Source organism: Roseateles sp. (genome assembly GCF_036404855.1).
Taxonomy (GTDB): domain Bacteria; phylum Pseudomonadota; class Gammaproteobacteria; order Burkholderiales; family Burkholderiaceae_C; genus Pelomonas.
Window position 1 is genome coordinate 28,110 of the sequence record NZ_DASWYS010000287.1, and the last position, 16,443, is coordinate 44,552.

A 16,443-nucleotide genomic window follows, 5' to 3' on the forward strand; every position below is an offset into this window, starting at 1 on the left:
GCTTCAGCGCGTTGCGCCCTTGGCCCCGTACTCCACGCGCGTGCACCCCGCCCCCTGGGGGTTCTCACAGCACGCCGCCAACTGCTTCAGGCTCTCGCTGAACTGCTCGTCCCACTGCGCCTTGCTGTGCAGGTTGCCGGGGCTCATCCAGTGCGACTGCGGGAACTTCTTCGACCACCCGTCGCCGCCCTCCTGGTGTCCCCGGCCCGTGGATTGGTCCATGGCGACCTGGCAGGAGTTCATGTTGCCCATGCGGTGGCAGGCCGTGCAGGTGTTGCCGCGCGTCGTGATGCCGAAGGCGTTCAGCCGGGCCCAGGCTTTCTTGAAGTCCGCACCGATGGCCTTGGGCTCATAGAAGCCGAAGGGGTCGCCGGGCAGTTGGGTGGTCTGCGCGATGTAGGGGCTGTACATGAAGGGGCCGCTGTCGTGGCAGTTCACGCAGGCGGGCTGGCTCCAGGCGACCTGGCGGGGCGTCTGCCAGACCTTGTCGGCCGGCAGCGCCCTGACGCCTTCGGGGCTGGCGGCCTGGGCCCGATGGGTGAGCGTGCTGGGCGACGGCACCCAGCGGCCATCTATGCCCGCGCCGACGCTCAGCGGCGCCTTGGCCTTGGCCGTGAACCAGCAGGTCTTGCCTTTCTTCAGGCTGTGGGAGATGACGTTGATCTCGTCGAAGAGGGGGCTGTTCGCGGGCCGCGCGACCTGCTTTCGGCAGATGGCGCTGATCTGCGCCACCTTGTCGTCGCGCAGCACCAGCGCACGGCTGCCGGGCACGCACTGGCCTTGGCTGCCGGCGTCGCGCTGGGGCAGCAGGGACGGGCGGTCGCACTGCGCGGGCGCGGTGGTGGCCGGCACCGGCCGGCCGTCAACAGTAATGGGGATCTCTTCGCCAGCCATGCAGCTGAAGGCCGGGATCTCGGCGACCTGCTCGGCGCATTGGCGGCCGTACTCGAACAGCGTCTCGGCCTGGCCGGCGCCTGACAGCAGCAGCAACAGGAGCACGGGCTTCATGCGACCACCAGCCCTTTCTCCGCCAGCACGACGGTGCGGATGGCCTGGTGGTAGCGGGCGTAGCCGGTACAGCGGCAGATGTGCTGGCCCACGGCATCCTCGATGGCCGCATCGAGCTGCTCGCGTCGCACAGGCTGGACCCGCAGCCGTCCGAGCAGCATCTCGGTCGCCATGACAAAGCCTGGCGTGCAGTAGCCGCACTGGAACGCGAAGTGGTCGAGAAAGGCCTGCTGCACGCGGCTGGGATGGTCGATGCTGCCCGTGCCTTCAACCGTGGTGATGCTCTGGCCCTGCAGCAGCGCGACGGGGGTAGAGCACGCGAGCATGGGCTGGGCCTGGCTTGTGGGTGCGCGGCGCGCCGCCACCGTGCAGGCCTTGCACACGCCGATGCCGCAGCACAGCCGCGTGCCGGACAGCCCAAGCTCCTCGCGCAAGAAGTCGACGAGGGGCAAATCGGTGGGTACGTCGGCGCGCACAGGCCGCCCGTTGACGTGGAACTGGACGGGGACGAGATCGCTCATGACAAGGCCTTCTCGATGTCTGCGGCGGTGATGGGCAGGGCGCGCAATCGCTTGCCAGTGGCATGCGCGACCGCGTTGCCTATGGCCGGCGCGATGGGGCAGAGCACGGCCTCGGCAATGCCCTTGGCCGTGGGCCCGTCGGCGGGCAGCGTCGTGACGTTGAGCCGACCCAGCGGCACGTCGGCGCTCAGCGCCACGTGATACCGGTCCAGGTTCCAGCGCCCGTCGCCCGCGCCGCCAGCCTCCAGCGGCAGGTTCTCCAGCAGCGCGTAGCCAATGCCCATGGCCACGCCGCCCTGGGCCTGGCCCAGCAGCAGGTCCGGCTGCAGCACCTTGCCCGCATCCAGCAGCAGCTCGACGGCGACGACCCGCGGCTCGAAGCGCTTCGGCGCCAACTCGACGGCCACCAGTACGCCCGACGGCGCGTACAGGCTGCGACCGTAGAGGGCCGCCTCGGGGTTGGGCGGGATGACGTTCTGGCGCAGCACGGCCGTCCAGGTCGGCTGGCCGGCAGCGCGCAGCGACAGCCCGTCGATCGGCAGCTGCAGCGGCGGCCCGGCAGGCACGGCGTAAGTGCCGGCGACCCAGGCGCCTTCGTACAGGCCGTGCACCATGGCAGCCGACGTCAGTCCGAGCTGCTGGACCCGGGCGGCCAGCGCGTCCATAGGCAGCGGCGCCAGGCCCGGCGCCGTGAGTCGGCCCGCGTCCCAGCGGGCCTGGCTCTGCAACTGTGCCAGCGGCACGCCCCAGATCGCAGCCGCCGCCGGCATCAGCCCGGCCTGGAACAACACGCGGCTGGCCTGCTCGGTGACATGGACCTGGTGGAAGGCCGTCAGGCAGGCGCTGCTGGACATCGCAAAGCCCGCCGTCCAGTTGGGTTGGCTCCAGTCGCCGCCCTTGTAATTGCTGACGTCCAGCGCGTTGAAGCTGCCGACGTCCCCCATGACGACGTCATGGGCGTTGTGGCCCAGCCAGCCGGCGGTGGAGAGGGCCAGCGTCGTCGCCGAGCCATTGCCCATGTCCACGCAGTTGGTGCGCACGGTCAGGCGGCCGGTGGCGTCCATCGCCACTTCTGCCATGACGCCATCCTTGCCCGTGCCGTACGCCTGGTTGGCCAGCGCAAAGCCCACACCGTAGCGGACACCCTCGCGGGCCTTGCGCGCCTTGACGGTTTCGCGCTCTCGCCACAGCGGGTGCTCGCGGGCGCGGCGGCAGATCTCGCGCAACGTCATCGCCTGCGTGAGGGGTGCACCGGTGATGGTGCGATCACCCTCGCGCAGTGCGTTGATCTCGCGCAGCTCGATGGGGTCGCGCCCGAGCGCCACGGCCACCTCGTCCACCAGCGTCTCCACAGCGAAGCTGGCTTGCGGGCCGCCGAAGCCGCGCATGGACCCGGCCACGACGCCCGCGCTGGGCTGGGCGATGGCGTCCACGTAAGCCTGCCTGATGTCGTAGCCGCTGAGGCCGCAGTAGGCGGCCAGCATGGCGACGAATTGGCTGTAGTTGTTCTGCCCGCCGGCGGGCAGCACCTGTTCGCTGCTGAAGGCGAGGAACTTGCCGGTCTTCGCATCGACCGCGATGCGCTGGCTGATGTTGCTGGCCAGCTGCTTGAGCCCACCCTGGAACTGCTCGTAGCGGTCCTGCGCGATGCGCACCGGCCCGTCGGCCAGTGCGGCGGTGACCGCCAGGAGCGACGGAAAGGTAGACACATCGCGCCCACCGAAGCCACCCCCGGGATAACAGGAGTTCAGCACCACGGTAGAGACCTTGACGGGGCAGTCCTTGCCGAACAGGGCCAGGCTGTCGCCGCTGTCGCCGTTGGTGGCCTGCGTGCCCAGCACGAGGTTCAGCGTGCCGCTGCCCGCTCGGTCCAGCCAGGCGAGGCCGGCCTCGGGTTCCATGAACATCGGGTCCAGCACCTGAGTGCGGTAGCTGCCGCCCAGTTGCAGCACGCCGGGGCTGGCCGTCTGCAGCGTGGCAGCGATGCGCTGGCGCAGCGCCTTGGCCGTCGTGTTGTAGGGTGCGGTCGAGGTGTCGGGCTGGAAGGGGTCGGACGCATAGCCCACCTGCACCTGCGAGAAGGGCGGCACGCCCCCGGCCTCATAACGCGTCAGAAAGTTGACCGGACCGTACGCCGTGAGACGGGGAGGGGCGGGTGGGGCGGATCCCGTCTTCACGACGCCGGGTTCGAACTGCAGCGCACGCTTGGCGCGGCGGTAGGTGTTGGCGTCGGCAAAAACAAGGATGGCCACCGGCTGGCCGTAGAACTGCGGCGCTGTGCCGACCGGTACCAGCAGCTGGTAGACACCATCGGCGCCCTGCGTGGAAAAGGGCAGTTGCAGGTTCAGCGCGGCGAGGTCGCGCTGCGGCCAGGGGAAGTCGGGCAGCGGCTGTTGCGTGATCGTCAGCAGCGGCCTGGCAGCGGCGTCCAGGCGCGACAGGTCCAGACCCGCGAAGGCGAGGCCGGGCTGCGTCGAACGCAGGATCAGAGCCATGCGCTCGGAATGCGGCCAGCCAGGCATGTCGACGGCGCGGAAGTCGCGGGCATAGATCTTCTGGCCCGTCACTTTGGCCAGCCCGTCGATGCGAAATCGCGCCCTGCCGGGGCCGCCCGACCAGCTGGGTGCACCGGGCGACGTGCGGATCTGGGTCGGCGTGCCGTCGGGCTGCGGCCGGGCGGCGGGGTTCTTCAGCGCTGCCGGCTTGGGCAGGGCCAGTTCATGCACCAACAGCGTCATCGCGCCGGCGCCCGCGCCGATGACGCGACGGCGGGTCAGCCTGAACAGTGCATTCGGATTTGTCGTCGCTTCGGACACGCCTGCCTCCCATCTTCACGATGGGGCAGAGTGTGTCGCCGCAAGCAGGCCTCAGCGCGTCGTATCGGCCCCCGCAGATCTGCCGGGTGACGGGGCGGGCCGGCTGCGGTAGAAGGTCATGGGCTCCGCCTTCAATGCCTTGAGCACGTTCTTGCGCATCGCCCCGACGACGTGCATCTCGCAAGGCTTGCAGTCAAAGCGCAGCGTCAGCGTGTCGTCGCCATGGGTCAGCGTCAGCGGCTCGGCGCGCACCGTGCCCTGTACACCGGTCACGCCCTTGGCCTGCTTGGGGCACAGGCTCAGGCTCCAGCGCACGCAGTGCTTGGTGATCATCAGCGGCACCTCGCCCAGCTCCTCGTGGCTCTCGTAGGCGGCACCGATGATCTTCACGCCGTGGCGTGCGTAGAACTCGGCCGCGCGGCTGTTGTAGACGTTGGCGAGGTAGCTCAGCGTGTCCTCGGGGTACGGCGCGGGGGGCTCCACGGGCAGGGCGCGCGGCAGGCGCTGGAAGGCAGCGTCGCGCGCCGCCTCCAGCGCTGCGACGGCATCTCGGCGCAGCGCATTGAGCTTGCTGGCGGGCAGAAAGAGGGTCTCGCCGCGCATCGCCAGGCGCACGCGGCGCGCCTCGAAGAGGGTGTCACCGAGCTTGGTCAGGCCTTCCTTCAGTTGCACCTCGGCCTGCTTGGCCTCACGGGCCGGCTCGTGGACGTACGGCAGACGCACCGAAGCCTTGGCGCCGGTTTCGTCCTTCAGGCTCAGCTCGAAGCCATCATGGACCTGGGCCAATGTCACATCCACGGCGATGCGACGTTCGCTGCTGGGCCTGGCGAGCATGCGCTCCCAGGCCATGTCGCGGTTGCGGCTGACGGCGGTGCCGGGGAAGAGGTCCCTGAGGTCGCCGAAGGCCTGGCCCTTGGACAGGTTGGGCTCGATCTTCCAGCGCGTGCCTCCCAGCGGCGTCGCGACATTGACCGGCACGCCCTGCAGCTCGCCTTGGCGGTCCCACCAGGTCAACGCGTCGCCGTTGTTGACCACCTTGACCGCATCGCGCGTGTCGATATCGAAATCATCCCCACCGACGCGCACGATCTCACCCAGCGGCAGGCCGGCGTGCTTGGGCGTGTCGAAAGCGCCGATGTCGATCTTGCGACCATTCACGAAGTAGTCGGTGCCGCCGCGGTTGAAGGCCTGCTCGGGCTCGGGCGTGAACGTGAAGGTGCAGCGGCCATGGCTGGTGGATGCCAGCTCGGGACGCGCTTGCATGATCGCGTCCAGCAGCGTGCGGTAGTGGGCCGTCACGTTCTTGACGGTGGCCATGTCCTTGTAGCGTCCCTCGATCTTGAAGCTGCGGATACCGGCGTCGATGAGCGCTTCTAGATTGGCGCTCTGGTCGTTGTCCTTCAGGCTCAGCACATGCTTGTCATGGGCGACGACGCGGCCCTGGGCGTCGGTCACCGTGTACGGCAGGCGGCATTCCTGGCTGCAGCTGCCGCGGTTGGCGCTGCGGCCCGTGTGGGCATGGCTGATGAAGCACTGGCCGCTGTAGGCCACGCACAGCGCGCCGTGCACGAAGAACTCCAGCGTGGCCTCCTGCACCTGCTGGCGGATGGCAAGGATCTGCGTCAGGTCCAGCTCGCGGGCCAGCACCATCTGTGAAAAGCCCACGTCCTGCAGGAACCGCGCCTTCTCGGGCGTGCGGATGTCGGTCTGCGTGCTGGCGTGCAGCTGAAGGGGCGGCAGGTCCAGCTCCAGCAGGCCCATGTCCTGCACGATGAGCGCGTCCACGCCCGCGTCGTAAAGCTGCCAGGCCTGCCGGCGGGCCCCCTCCAGCTCGTCGTCGCGCAGGATGGTGTTCATCGTGACGAAGATGCGCGCATTGAAGCGGTGGGCATGCTTGACCAGCCGCGCGATGTCTTCGAGGGTGTTGGGCGCCTTGTCGCGCGCGCCGAAACCGGGTCCGCCGATGTAGACGGCATCGGCGCCATGGTTGATGGCTTCGATGCCAATGTCGGCGTCGCGGGCAGGGGCGAGAAGTTCGAGCGGTATTCGGGCAGGCATGCCCGAATTTTCGCCGCAGCCGGGAGGCGGCGCGTCAGGCCGGATCCAGCAACGCGGCGCTGCTCACCGACTGCAGCCGCTTCTCGGCGTGCCAGGCCGCCAGCCCGTCGGGCGCCTCGCGCGGCGACAGGCCGTTGGCGCGGATGGCGCCCACATAGCCGTCGCGGCCCTGGGCCTTGGCCGCATACAGCGCGGAATCGGCCAGCGCAAGGCAGGCCCGCCAGTCCCACAGTCGCGGATGCCGCGGGTCCAGAGGGAAAGCGCAGAAGCCGATGGACACGGTCACGTGCACGGTTTCGCCAGGCGCGATCTCGAAGGGGTGGTCGCGCACCGCGGCGCAGACGCGCGCGGCCAGCTCGGCAGCATCGCGCCGGTCGGTTTCGCGGGCCAGGACGAGCACCTCCTCGCCGCCCCAGCGCACCAGCGAATCGGTCTCTCGGAAGACCTGGCGCAGGCGTTGGGCCAGCTGCACCAGCACCGCGTCGCCGGCCGCGTGGCCGTGCACGTCGTTGATGCGCTTGAAGAGGTCCAGGTCCAGCAACATCAGCAGCAGGTCGTCGTCCGGTCCGGGGCTTTCGCCCACGTCCTGGTCCGGCGCCTCGAAACGGCGCAGGCACAGGCGCAGGTCGTCGTCCAGGCGCAGCTCCAAGTAGCGGCGGTTGCGCAGGCCGGTCAGCGCGTCCGTCAGGCTGAGCTCGCGCAGCTCGGCCGTGCGCTCGTCCACCAGGGCCTTGAGCTCGACCTCGCGCCTGCGCAGCGAGCGCGTGCGCCAACGCATCCAGGCCCACAGGGCCCCCAGTGTCAGCAGCACACCGACCACGCGCGCCGTGGTGGTCTCCCACCAGGCGGGCTCCAGCGTGATGGGCAGCTGCAGCTGTTCGTTGCCCCACAGGCTGTGATGGGCGGTGGCACGCACCTGCAGCAGGTACCGGCCGGGCTTGAGCGGCCCGAAGCTGGGATTCCGGCCCGCCGCGTCGACACGCGTCCAGTCGCTGTCCAGGCCTTCCAGGCGGTACTCGTAGCGCAGCCGCATGGGGTCGGCATAGTCCAACGCCGCGAATTCGATGGAGAGGCTGCGCTTGCCCGGCGGCAGCCGCAGGCCCTCGCGCAGCGTGTGCGGCTGCTCGTGCGGTTGGCCGTTCACGCGCAGGCCGCTGATGACCAGCGGCGGGCTGGCCGGCAGGGCGCGCCAAGCTTCAGGCTGTACACGCAGCAGGCCGCGGCTGCCGCCGAACAGGAGGCCGCCGCCCGGCAGCTCGGTGCTGGCGAAGAACCAGAAGCTGCCAAAGTTGGCACCCTCTGCGCTGCCGAAGCTGTCCAGCCGGTCGGCCGCAGGTTCGTAGACGTAGAGCTGGCTCCAGATGCGGCCCTGGCCATCCTCGTGCAGGTTGCCGCCAAACACGCCGTCCATGCCGTGCCGCTCGCTGATGCGCTCGAAGCGGGCGCGGCCGTCGCTGTCCCACCCCTTCAGGCGGTGCAGTCCGCTGACGACCGTGTCCACCCACAGTCGTCCGTCGCGGCCCCAAAGCAGGCCCATGACGACGGGGGCGCCCAGCGCCTCGGTCGGTGACTGGGGCACCAGCTCCAGTCCCCCCGCGCCGGCCGCCTTCTCGCGGAACAGGCCCTGCTGCCCCCCAACCCAGAGCCGGCCATCCGGTGCCACGCGCAATGCATAGACGCCGCCCTGCAGCAGCGGACCTGCCGGTGGATGCACGCGTTCCGGCGCCGTCATGCCGCTGGCAAGGCGGTAGAGCCCTTCCTGCATGCCCAGCCAGACGCTGCCGTCCGGGCGCAGCAGTAGCTGCTGGGCGCGGCCGCCGTCCAGCGGCCAGTCGCGCAGCAGGTGACCGTCGGCGGCCCGGTGCTCCAGCCGCCCCGCGGCCGCCATCCACAGGCTGCCGTCGGCAGCCTCCGCCAGGGTCTCGACGACGCTCTGCCGCTCGCGCGGGAGGGGCCCCAGCGTGGCCAGCTCGCGGCCCGGGCGGCCGTCCAGGCGCACCACGTGGCCGCTCTGCGTGGAGGCCAGCACCTGACCGTTCCTCAACGCCACCATGGCGCGCACGTCGGCCTCCGCCAGCAGGCCGGAGGGATCGGTGTCGGGGCCTCGCACGGCCAGGGCCGGGTGGAACAGATGGCGCTGCACGCCCAGGCCATAGCCGCTGACCCACATGGCGCCGCTGCGGTCGCGCAGCAGGCCGCTGACGTCGTTGCCGGCCAGGCCCATGACCCGGCGCGGGTCCTGGCGCAGCCGGACCTCGACGGCGCCGCTGGCCGGATTGACCCAGAACAGGCCCACCTTGCCCCCCACCCACAGTCGCCCGTCGGCGGCTTCGGCCAGCGCGTTGATGGGCATGCCCAGTGACTGAACCCAGCGCACCTGGCCCTGTTCGATGACGCCCAGATGCCCGTCCTGCGTGCCCAGCCAGACCCGGCCGGCGCGGTCCTCCGCGAGGGCCTGCACGGGCACGCCGTCGGGCAGGCCGGGCAGGGCAACGTTCTCCCAGGCGCCCTTGGCAAAACGGGCCAGGCCGCGCCAGTGGCCGGCCCAGACGGCACCATCGCCACCGACGCGAAGCGCCAGCACACGCGTCTCCGCCGCGCCGCGCCACTGCAGTTCATGCGTCGCGTAGCGGCGCGTCGCCGGGTCGTAGCGGTAGAGACCGCGTCCCAGCGTGCCGACCCAGACGGCGCCGTCCGGCGCAGTCGCCAGCGCACGGATGGGTGCCTGCGGCCCGTCGCCGCCCTGGGCGCCGCCATGGCGCTCGACCCGGTCCTGCTCAGGGTCGTAGGCCATCAGGCCCTGAAATTCGGTGCCTATCCACATGCGGCCATCGGCCGCAGGCGCCATCGCGCGTACCCAGCCCAGGCTGCGCTTGGCCGTCGTGTCGCCGACCAGCTCGATGGGTCGCAGCCGGTAGCCGTCGTAGCGCGTCAGGCCCTTGCTCGTGGCGATCCAGACGAAGCCGGTGCGGTCCTGGGAAATCGCCGGCACCGTGTTCTGCGGCACCGGCACGCTGCGGAACTGCACCTCCAGCGCCCCCACGCCGGCATCGGCGCGGGCCAGGCCCAGCCCGCAGCAGATCAGCAGGCCGGCCAGGCCACGAACCAGGAGTTGCATAGGCACGGCATCCTAAAGGCGCGGGTTGCCGGCGCGGTCGCGACGGGTGTAACGGCGGCCTCAGTCGATCAACAAGTCACGCAGCCGGCGTTGCGGATCCGCCATGAAGTCGCGCATGACCTGGAAGTGGGCGGTGTCCGCGCAGCCCACGCGGTGGATGCCGTCGGCATCGAAAAGATAGACCCAGGCGTCCGGGTAGGCCATCAGGATGGGTGAATGCGTCGCGATGACGAACTGCGAATCCTGGCGCACCAGGGCGTGCAGTCGCTCCAGCGCATCGAGCTGGCGCTGCGGCGACAGCGCCGCCTCCGGCTCGTCGAGGAGGAAGAGGCTGCGGCCGCCGAAGCGCTCGTTGAGCAGCTTGAGGAAGGACTCGCCGTGCGACTGCTCATGCAAGGAGCGGCCGCCGTAGGCGTCGATGACAGGCGGGCCACCCGGCCCCTCGTCCAGCCGCTCGATCTCGGTGGCGACGTTGAAGAAGCTCTCGGCGCGCAGGAACCAGCCGTCCCGGGGCCGTTTCACGCCCTTGGCCACGCGCAGGTACTCATGGAGCACCGAATGCGAGACCCGCGTGCCGAAGTTGAAGTTCTTGCTGCCGCCCTCGGCATTGAAGCCCATGGACACGGCGAGCGCCTCCAGCAGCGTGGACTTGCCCGAACCGTTCTCGCCGACCAAAAAGGTCACCTTGGGGTGCAGCACCAACCGGTCCAGCGTCTGCACCGCGGCCAGGTTGAAGGGGTAGCGGTCGAAGGACTCGACCTTGTCGCGCTGCAGTTCGAGGTGGAAGACGAATTGGGAAGCGAGCATGCGCCCGACTATGCCAAGGCCCGCAGACCTCAGGCCATCGCACTCATCGCGTCCACCACCACCCGACCGTCCAGCAGCCGCAGCGTGCGCGAGGCCTGGGCCGCATGTTCCAGCGAGTGCGTCACCATGACCAGCGTCGTGCCCTCGGCGTTGAGCTCGCGCAAGATGCGCATGACCTCCGCGCCATGCGCGCTGTCGAGATTGCCGGTGGGCTCGTCCGCCAGCAGCAGGGCCGGCCGCGCGGCGATGGCGCGGGCGATGGCAACGCGTTGCTGCTGGCCGCCACTGAGCTGGCTGGGCCGGTGGCCGGCGCGGTGGGCGATGCCCAGACGCTCCATGACCTCGGTGACACGTTCGCGGCGCGCGCGGGCCGGCAGCTCGCCGTACTCCAGCGCCAGCGCGATGTTGTCAGCCACCGTCAGGTCATCGATGAGGTTGAAGCTCTGGAACACGAAGCCTATGCGGCCTCGGCGCAGCGTGTTGAGCCGGCGCTCGTTCCAGCCCGCGACGTTCTGGCCGTCGAACCAGTACTCGCCGCCCGAAGGCGCGTCCAGCAGGCCCAGGATGCCCAGCAAGGTCGACTTGCCACAGCCCGAGGGCCCGGTGATGGCGAGGTACTCGCCGGCCTCGATATTGAGGTCAATGCGATCCAGCGCGGTGGTCTCGACATCGGTCGTGCGGAAGGTCTTGGTGAGGTGGCGGAGCTTGAACATGGCTCAATCCAGTTGGAGGACGGAAGCGCCGACGAAGGCGCGGTAAGGAGAGACGACGACCTGCTCGCCGGACTGCACGCCGCCCAGCACTTCGACGACACCGTCGGCGCGGCGGCCGAGCTGCAGCGGGCGGCGCTGGGCGTGCCGGCCGTCGGCATCGAGCACGAAGGCCCAGGCCCCACCGGTGTCGGCAAAGAAGCCGCCGTCGGGCAGGAGCAGGGCTGTCGTGGGCTGGCCCAGCGTCAGCCGCACATCCAGGCCCTGACCCACCTGCAGTGCGGGAGGCTCGGCATCGAACACCAGTTCGACGCTGAAGCGGCCGTCCTTGACCTGCGGGTCGATGCGGGCCACGTGCAGCGCGTGCTCGCGGCCACCGTGGGCCAGCGTGCCTGGCAGGTCCTCGCGCACGCGGCCCAGGTGGTACTCGTCCAGCCGCAGGTCCAGCTTGAAGCGCCCCAGGCTGTCCAGCCGCGCGATGCGCGTACCGCTGCGCACGCTCTCGCCCACCTGCAGCGCCAGGCCGGTGAGCCGGCCGGACACCGGCGCACGCACGGCCAGGCCTTCGCTGGCGGCCCGCATCGTGTCCAGGCGGCGGTTCAGGTCGGCGACGGCGCGCTGCATGGCCTGCACGGACTGCTCACGGACCGCCAGCTCCTCGCGGCCATCCGCCTGCTGCTGAGCGACAAGGCGCTCGGCCAGTGCAAGCCTGTCGGCCGAGTCTTCCAGCGCCGACGGCGACAAGAACCCGGTGGCCGCCAGCTCGAGGTTGCGCTGGTGCAGCCGGCGCACACGCTCCAGCTCGAACTGCGCCTCCGTCAGCGTGCGACGCTGCACCGCCTGCGCCTGCATCCATGCGGCTCGCAGCGTCGAGAAGTTGGCGAGCTGCTGAGCCGCCTCGCTGGACCGCGCCATCAACTCCTGCGCACGCTGCGTGCTGCTCAACACCACAAGCAATTGGCCCGCCTCGACGCGCGCCCCATCCGTCACCAGCACCTGCTCGACGCGGCCGTCTTCGGTTGCGTCGAGCAGCACGGACTGGAGCGGCTGCGCGGTTGCGCGGCCGGCCACGACATCGCGGAAGGCCCCGGTCCTCACTTCGGCGATCTCCAGGCTGGTCCGCGCGACGACGGTGCCGCGCGGCCAGTGGTGTGCCAGTAGCGCGACCGCCGCCACCACGGCGACGGCACCCAGCGCGACCCAGGCATGGCGACGCGGCACCGCGACGCGGCGGTCCATCGCGGCGCCGGAGGTCAGCACGGCACTCATCAGCCGCGCAGGACCTGCAGCGGCCGCAACGCCAGCGCGGCACGCAGGTGCCTGGCCACGGCCAGCGCCGTCACCGCCGCCAGCAGCGCCACGGCGGCCAGCAGCACCCACAGCGAGGCCGGCCCCACCGGCGCGCGCTCGACGAAGTCCGCCAGATACCGCTGGCTCAGCCAGGCTGCCAGCGGCAGCGCCAGCGCGCAGGCCACCACCAGCACGCCGGCGAACTCGCGCACCAGCAGGCCCGCCACCGCACCGGCACCGGCACCGTGCAGCTTGCGCAGCACGATCTCACGCTCGCGCCGGCGCAGCGTGTAGGCCGCCAGCGCGTAGATCCCCACAGCCGCCAGTGCCAATGCCAGCAGGCCGGCCAGCCCGATCAGCCGCCCCAGACGCGTGTCGTCGGCCACCTTCTGCAGCAGCATGTCACGCACGGGAAGCGCATCGGCCCGGACGTCGGGGAACCGCTCGCGCACCAGCGCCGCCAGCTTCGCGCGGGTGGCCTGGGGGTCGCGGCTGTGCGCAGCGATGACACCCGCGCCGCGCTCCACCACCGGCCGGATGGCGTGCGGCTGCGGCGGGCTGCGCAGGCCTTCAAGGCGGATGTCGTCGATGACCGCAACGACGGTGGCGGGGTGTCCCTCATCGATGTTGGGCGGCGTGCCCAGCTGGCGGCCCACGGCCGCTTCCGGGCTGGCAAAGCCCAGTGCGCGCGCGGCACTGCGGTCCAACACGATGCCGCGCTGCGCGGCTTCTGCCGCATGATCGGCCGACAGCCGGCCGGCGATGACGCGCATGCCGTACACCTGCAGATAGCCGGGCGTGAAGTCCACGCCGGTGCGCAGGCTCACCGAGCGTCCATCCGGACCACGGAACTCGCCGTACCAGCTGGAGAAGTCGCGCCCCGGCACGTCGTCCGCCGAAGCAGCGGCGAGGACCTCCGGCCACCGACGCACCTGCTCGATCATCGAGGCCGTCTGCGCCGGCTGGGCCCACCACGGCAAGTCCACGGCCACGCGGTCCTCGATGTCGAAGCCGCGCGGGATGCTGCCGGCGTGCCGGGCCTGCCACAGCACCGTCAGCGCCAGCGCGGCGAACAGCGCCGCGGCCGCAAACTGCAGCGTCGTCATCAGCCGGCGCAGCCAGCGACTGGCCGTGCCCTCGCTGTGGCTGCGGCCGGCCAGCGACTCGGCCGGTCGCACGCGCAGCGCGATGGCGGTCAACGGCAGCGCGCTGACGGCGGCGATGGACACGCACAAGGCGACCGTCATCGCCACCATCCCGGCACCAAGCACCGGCGCATGGAAGGGGCGCTGGAGCAGCATCTGGGCCAGGGGCGTGGCCCACCAGGCCAGCAGCAGCCCGAACGCGCCGGCCAGCCCCGCGACGGCGCCGGCCTCGGCGAAGAACTGCGCGGCCAGTTGCCGCCCGCCCGCGCCCAGCGACTTGCGCAGCCCGATTTCACGCTGGCGGCGCAGCGTGCGCACACTCCACAGGTTGATGAAGTTGATGACGGCCAGCGCCAGCACGGCGGTTGCAGCCGCCACCAGGCCGCCCAGCTGCAGTCGCCGCTGCGGACTGCCCGCGCCGTGCAGGCCGACGTCGGCCACCGGCAGCGCCCGCAAGTAGGCCGCGGGGCCACCACCCTTCAGGAAATCCATCGGAAAGCCCGGGGGCAGCGGCTGCTGGTCGGCCAGGCGCTGCGCCAGCACGGTCAGCTGCGCCGGCGCAGCGCCGGGCTGCAGGCGGGCGAACAGCCGGCCGGTGGTCTGGTACCAGTTGTCCGACAGCTTCAGGTAGGCCTTGGCGGCCGGTGCGTTGAAGCCGGCGAGCGCGTCGAAGACCAGCGTCCCGTTCGGATTGGGTGTCGGCAGCACCGCCTTCACCGTCAACGCGAACTGGCCACCCGGCGAGCCGTCGGGAAGGGGTGGCAGAGAGATGGCGAACGTGCGGCCCAGCGCCTGCGCCGTACCGAAAAGCTGTTCGGCGGCCTGCGCCGTCAGTGCGACGCCCTCCGGCGTGGCCAGCGCCGCGGTCAGGTCGCCAGCCAGGGGCCGCAGGCCGAACAACGCCTGCAGGTCGGCGTCGGCCAGCGCGATGGACAGACGCGCGCTGCGCCGCTGGCCCGTCGCATCGCCGGCCTGGGCCGGCAGCTGGGTGAACAGCAGCCGGCTCATCTCGGCCACCGGCGCGCCGGTGTCGCGCAGGCCCGCATACAGCGGCACGGTGGGCACGCGATCGAACCACTCCGTCGTGATGCCGCCAGGCCCGCGAGCGCGAAACTCGAAGGTGACCAGACGGTCGCCGTGCGGCAGCTCGCCATCGGGCCACAAGGTGTCCTGCAGAAAACTGGCCGCCAGCAGCGCCAGCGCCAGGCCCAGGGCCAGCCCCGCAATGACAAGCGCTGCGGGGCCGGGTTCGGCGCGCAGCTGGTGCCAGGCGCTGCGCCAGATGGTGGAGGTGGGGAGCTGGGTCATGGGTCGACCTTTGCAAGAGCCGGGCCAGTGCCCGCGCCCTGGGAGAGCCCCGTGGCGCCAACCCGGCACCGTCCGCTTGCGGACACCTTGACTGTCCGGTTCCGGACACCGTCTTGCCCGAGCGCACACCCGGCGCTTAGAGTCCCGCCCTTCCATGAGCGGCCTGCTGATCCTCGACGACGACCCCGACGTGGCCCTGGCCGCGCGCCTGGCGCTGCGCAAGCTGGCGCCGGTGGCGGTGCGGCATGCGCCAGCAGAACTGGCGGCAGCGCTGGACGAAATCGCGCCGGACGTGCTGCTGCTGGACATGAACTTCACGCCGGGCGCCAGCGACGGTGCGGCGGGGCTGGCGCTGCTCCGTGAGATCGTCGCGCGCCAGGGCGGGTTGCCCACGCCGGCCGTCATCGTCATGACGGCCTATGCGGAAGTCGAACTGGCCGTGCAGGCGCTGAAGGCCGGGGCAGTGGACTTCATCACCAAGCCCTGGACCAACGAACGCCTGGTGGCCTGTGTGCAGGCAGCGCTGGCACGGCGCGCACCCGGCCCGGCGTCCACGGCCGCCGGCGAACTGCTGGGCGAATCGGCCGCGATGCGGTCGCTGCGCGCGCAGATCGCCCAGGTCGGGGGCAGTGAGGCCAGCGTGCTCATCCTCGGCGAGAACGGCGTCGGCAAGGAACTGGTGGCGCGCGCGCTTCACCGCGCATCACGGCGCGCCGAAGGTCCGCTGCTCGCCGTGGACATGGGCGCGCTGCCCGAGGCACTGGTGGAGAGTGAACTTTTTGGCCACCGGCGCGGCAGTTTCACGGATGCGCGAGAGTCGCGACCCGGTCGATTCATCGCAGCGGCGGGCGGCACGCTGTTTCTCGACGAGATCGCCAACCTGCCGCTGGCCAGCCAGGCCAAGCTGCTGGCGGCGCTGGAGCGACGCGAGGTGACGCCGCTGGGCAGCGACAGGCCCGTAGGGGTGGACGTTCGCGTGCTGGCCGCCACCAACGCCTCCGAGGCCGAGCTGTTCGACGCGCGGCGCTTCCGCCCCGACCTGCTGTACCGCCTGAACACCGTGGTGCTGCGCGTGCCTGCGCTGCGCGAACGCGGCGCGGGCGATGTGACGCTGCTGCTTCGCCACTACCTCGCCCACTTCGCGCAAGGCAGGCCGGCACGCGACATCCACGCTGACGCACTCGCCAGACTGTGCGCCTACCGCTGGCCAGGCAATGTGCGCGAGCTGCGCCAGGCTTGCGAGCGTGCGACGCTGCTGGCTCGCGGGCCAGTGTTGACCTTCGCGGACTTCGGCCTGGCCGACGTCGCCGTACCCACGGCTGTCGAACAGGGGCTGGACCTGGCCCAGCGCGAACGCGAGGCCGTGCAGGCGGCGCTCACGCAGGCAGACGGCAACATCAGCCATGCGGCCAAGTTGCTGGGCCTCAGCCGCGCGGCGCTGTACCGGCGGCTGGAAAAGCATGGCCTCTGAGACCGGCCCCGGGACCCACCCCGACAGCGTGTCCGATACCGGACGAAGTGCCGGCGCCCCACATGACCAGGCCCGCACGTCCTTCGCGGCCCTGGCGCTGGCGGCCAGTTCGGCCGGCGTCGTCGCGACCCTCGATTCGCCGCGTTGGGCGGTGGCCTGCGCGCTGGCGGGCCTGGTCGCCGCCGCACTGG

At 71.0% G+C, this 16,443-nt stretch carries 11 protein-coding genes; 2 read left to right on the forward strand and 9 right to left on the reverse strand.

Going from position 1 to position 16,443, the window contains the following annotated elements:
* Positions 1 to 3: 3 nt before the first annotated feature.
* Genes VGF12_RS19045 through VGF12_RS19085 form a run of 9 tightly spaced genes read right to left on the reverse strand, consistent with a single transcriptional unit; the run spans position 4 to position 14,781 of the window.
* Positions 4 to 1,008 (reverse strand): hypothetical protein, encoded by a 1,005-nt coding sequence (locus VGF12_RS19045; protein WP_331177623.1) that lies wholly within the window; start codon positions 1,006 to 1,008, stop codon positions 4 to 6.
* Positions 1,005 to 1,529 (reverse strand): (2Fe-2S)-binding protein, encoded by a 525-nt coding sequence (locus VGF12_RS19050; RefSeq protein WP_331177624.1) that lies wholly within the window; start codon positions 1,527 to 1,529, stop codon positions 1,005 to 1,007. Before VGF12_RS19050 ends, VGF12_RS19045 begins: the two co-directional genes overlap by 4 nt.
* On the reverse strand, positions 1,526 to 4,345 hold the full coding sequence (locus tag VGF12_RS19055; RefSeq protein ID WP_331177625.1) for a xanthine dehydrogenase family protein molybdopterin-binding subunit: 2,820 nt from the start codon (positions 4,343 to 4,345) through the stop codon (positions 1,526 to 1,528). Before VGF12_RS19055 ends, VGF12_RS19050 begins: the two co-directional genes overlap by 4 nt.
* A 51-nt stretch (positions 4,346 to 4,396) precedes the next feature.
* Positions 4,397 to 6,403, reverse strand: coding sequence for a U32 family peptidase (locus VGF12_RS19060; protein WP_331177626.1), 2,007 nt, complete (start codon positions 6,401 to 6,403; stop codon positions 4,397 to 4,399).
* 34 nt (positions 6,404 to 6,437) lie between these two features.
* Complete coding sequence (locus VGF12_RS19065; RefSeq protein WP_331177627.1) at positions 6,438 to 9,521, reverse strand: ligand-binding sensor domain-containing diguanylate cyclase; 3,084 nt, start codon at positions 9,519 to 9,521, stop codon at positions 6,438 to 6,440.
* Positions 9,522 to 9,581: 60 nt separating this feature from the next.
* A complete protein-coding gene (locus VGF12_RS19070; protein WP_331177628.1) occupies positions 9,582 to 10,328 on the reverse strand; it encodes an AAA family ATPase in 747 nt (248 codons plus the stop codon).
* 29 nt (positions 10,329 to 10,357) lie between these two features.
* Positions 10,358 to 11,041, reverse strand: coding sequence for an ABC transporter ATP-binding protein (locus tag VGF12_RS19075; RefSeq protein WP_331177629.1), 684 nt, complete (start codon positions 11,039 to 11,041; stop codon positions 10,358 to 10,360).
* Between the two features lie 3 nt (positions 11,042 to 11,044).
* The gene (locus VGF12_RS19080) at positions 11,045 to 12,307 is read right to left on the reverse strand and encodes an efflux RND transporter periplasmic adaptor subunit (protein WP_331177630.1); all 1,263 of its coding nucleotides are present in this window, start codon (positions 12,305 to 12,307) and stop codon (positions 11,045 to 11,047) included.
* Positions 12,307 to 14,781, reverse strand: coding sequence for an FtsX-like permease family protein (locus VGF12_RS19085; RefSeq protein WP_331177631.1), 2,475 nt, complete (start codon positions 14,779 to 14,781; stop codon positions 12,307 to 12,309). Before VGF12_RS19085 ends, VGF12_RS19080 begins: the two co-directional genes overlap by 1 nt.
* Before the next feature lie 154 nt (positions 14,782 to 14,935).
* Here VGF12_RS19085 and VGF12_RS19090 point away from each other — a divergent pair, with 154 nt between their 5' ends.
* Together VGF12_RS19090 and VGF12_RS19095 are read left to right on the forward strand one after the other, a co-directional pair.
* Positions 14,936 to 16,252, forward strand: a complete 1,317-nt coding sequence (locus VGF12_RS19090; RefSeq protein WP_331177632.1) for a sigma-54 dependent transcriptional regulator — start codon at positions 14,936 to 14,938, stop codon at positions 16,250 to 16,252.
* Positions 16,242 to 16,443 (forward strand): hypothetical protein (locus tag VGF12_RS19095; RefSeq protein ID WP_331177633.1); only part of this gene is annotated, 202 nt, incomplete at its 3' end. The genes VGF12_RS19090 and VGF12_RS19095, both read left to right, overlap by 11 nt.

Bases quoted from the DNA above. Each gene is read 5' to 3' on its own strand.
- VGF12_RS19045 (WP_331177623.1), bottom strand. From the start codon at position 1,008: ATGAAGCCCGTGCTCCTGTTGCTGCTGCTGTCAGGCGCCGGCCAGGCC.
- VGF12_RS19050 (WP_331177624.1), bottom strand. From the start codon at position 1,529: ATGAGCGATCTCGTCCCCGTCCAGTTCCACGTCAACGGGCGGCCTGTG.
- VGF12_RS19060 (WP_331177626.1), bottom strand. From the start codon at position 6,403: ATGCCTGCCCGAATACCGCTCGAACTTCTCGCCCCTGCCCGCGACGCC.
- VGF12_RS19065 (WP_331177627.1), bottom strand. From the start codon at position 9,521: ATGCAACTCCTGGTTCGTGGCCTGGCCGGCCTGCTGATCTGCTGCGGG.
- VGF12_RS19070 (WP_331177628.1), bottom strand. From the start codon at position 10,328: ATGCTCGCTTCCCAATTCGTCTTCCACCTCGAACTGCAGCGCGACAAG.
- VGF12_RS19075 (WP_331177629.1), bottom strand. From the start codon at position 11,041: ATGTTCAAGCTCCGCCACCTCACCAAGACCTTCCGCACGACCGATGTC.
- VGF12_RS19080 (WP_331177630.1), bottom strand. From the start codon at position 12,307: ATGAGTGCCGTGCTGACCTCCGGCGCCGCGATGGACCGCCGCGTCGCG.
- VGF12_RS19085 (WP_331177631.1), bottom strand. From the start codon at position 14,781: ATGACCCAGCTCCCCACCTCCACCATCTGGCGCAGCGCCTGGCACCAG.
- VGF12_RS19090 (WP_331177632.1), top strand. From the start codon at position 14,936: ATGAGCGGCCTGCTGATCCTCGACGACGACCCCGACGTGGCCCTGGCC.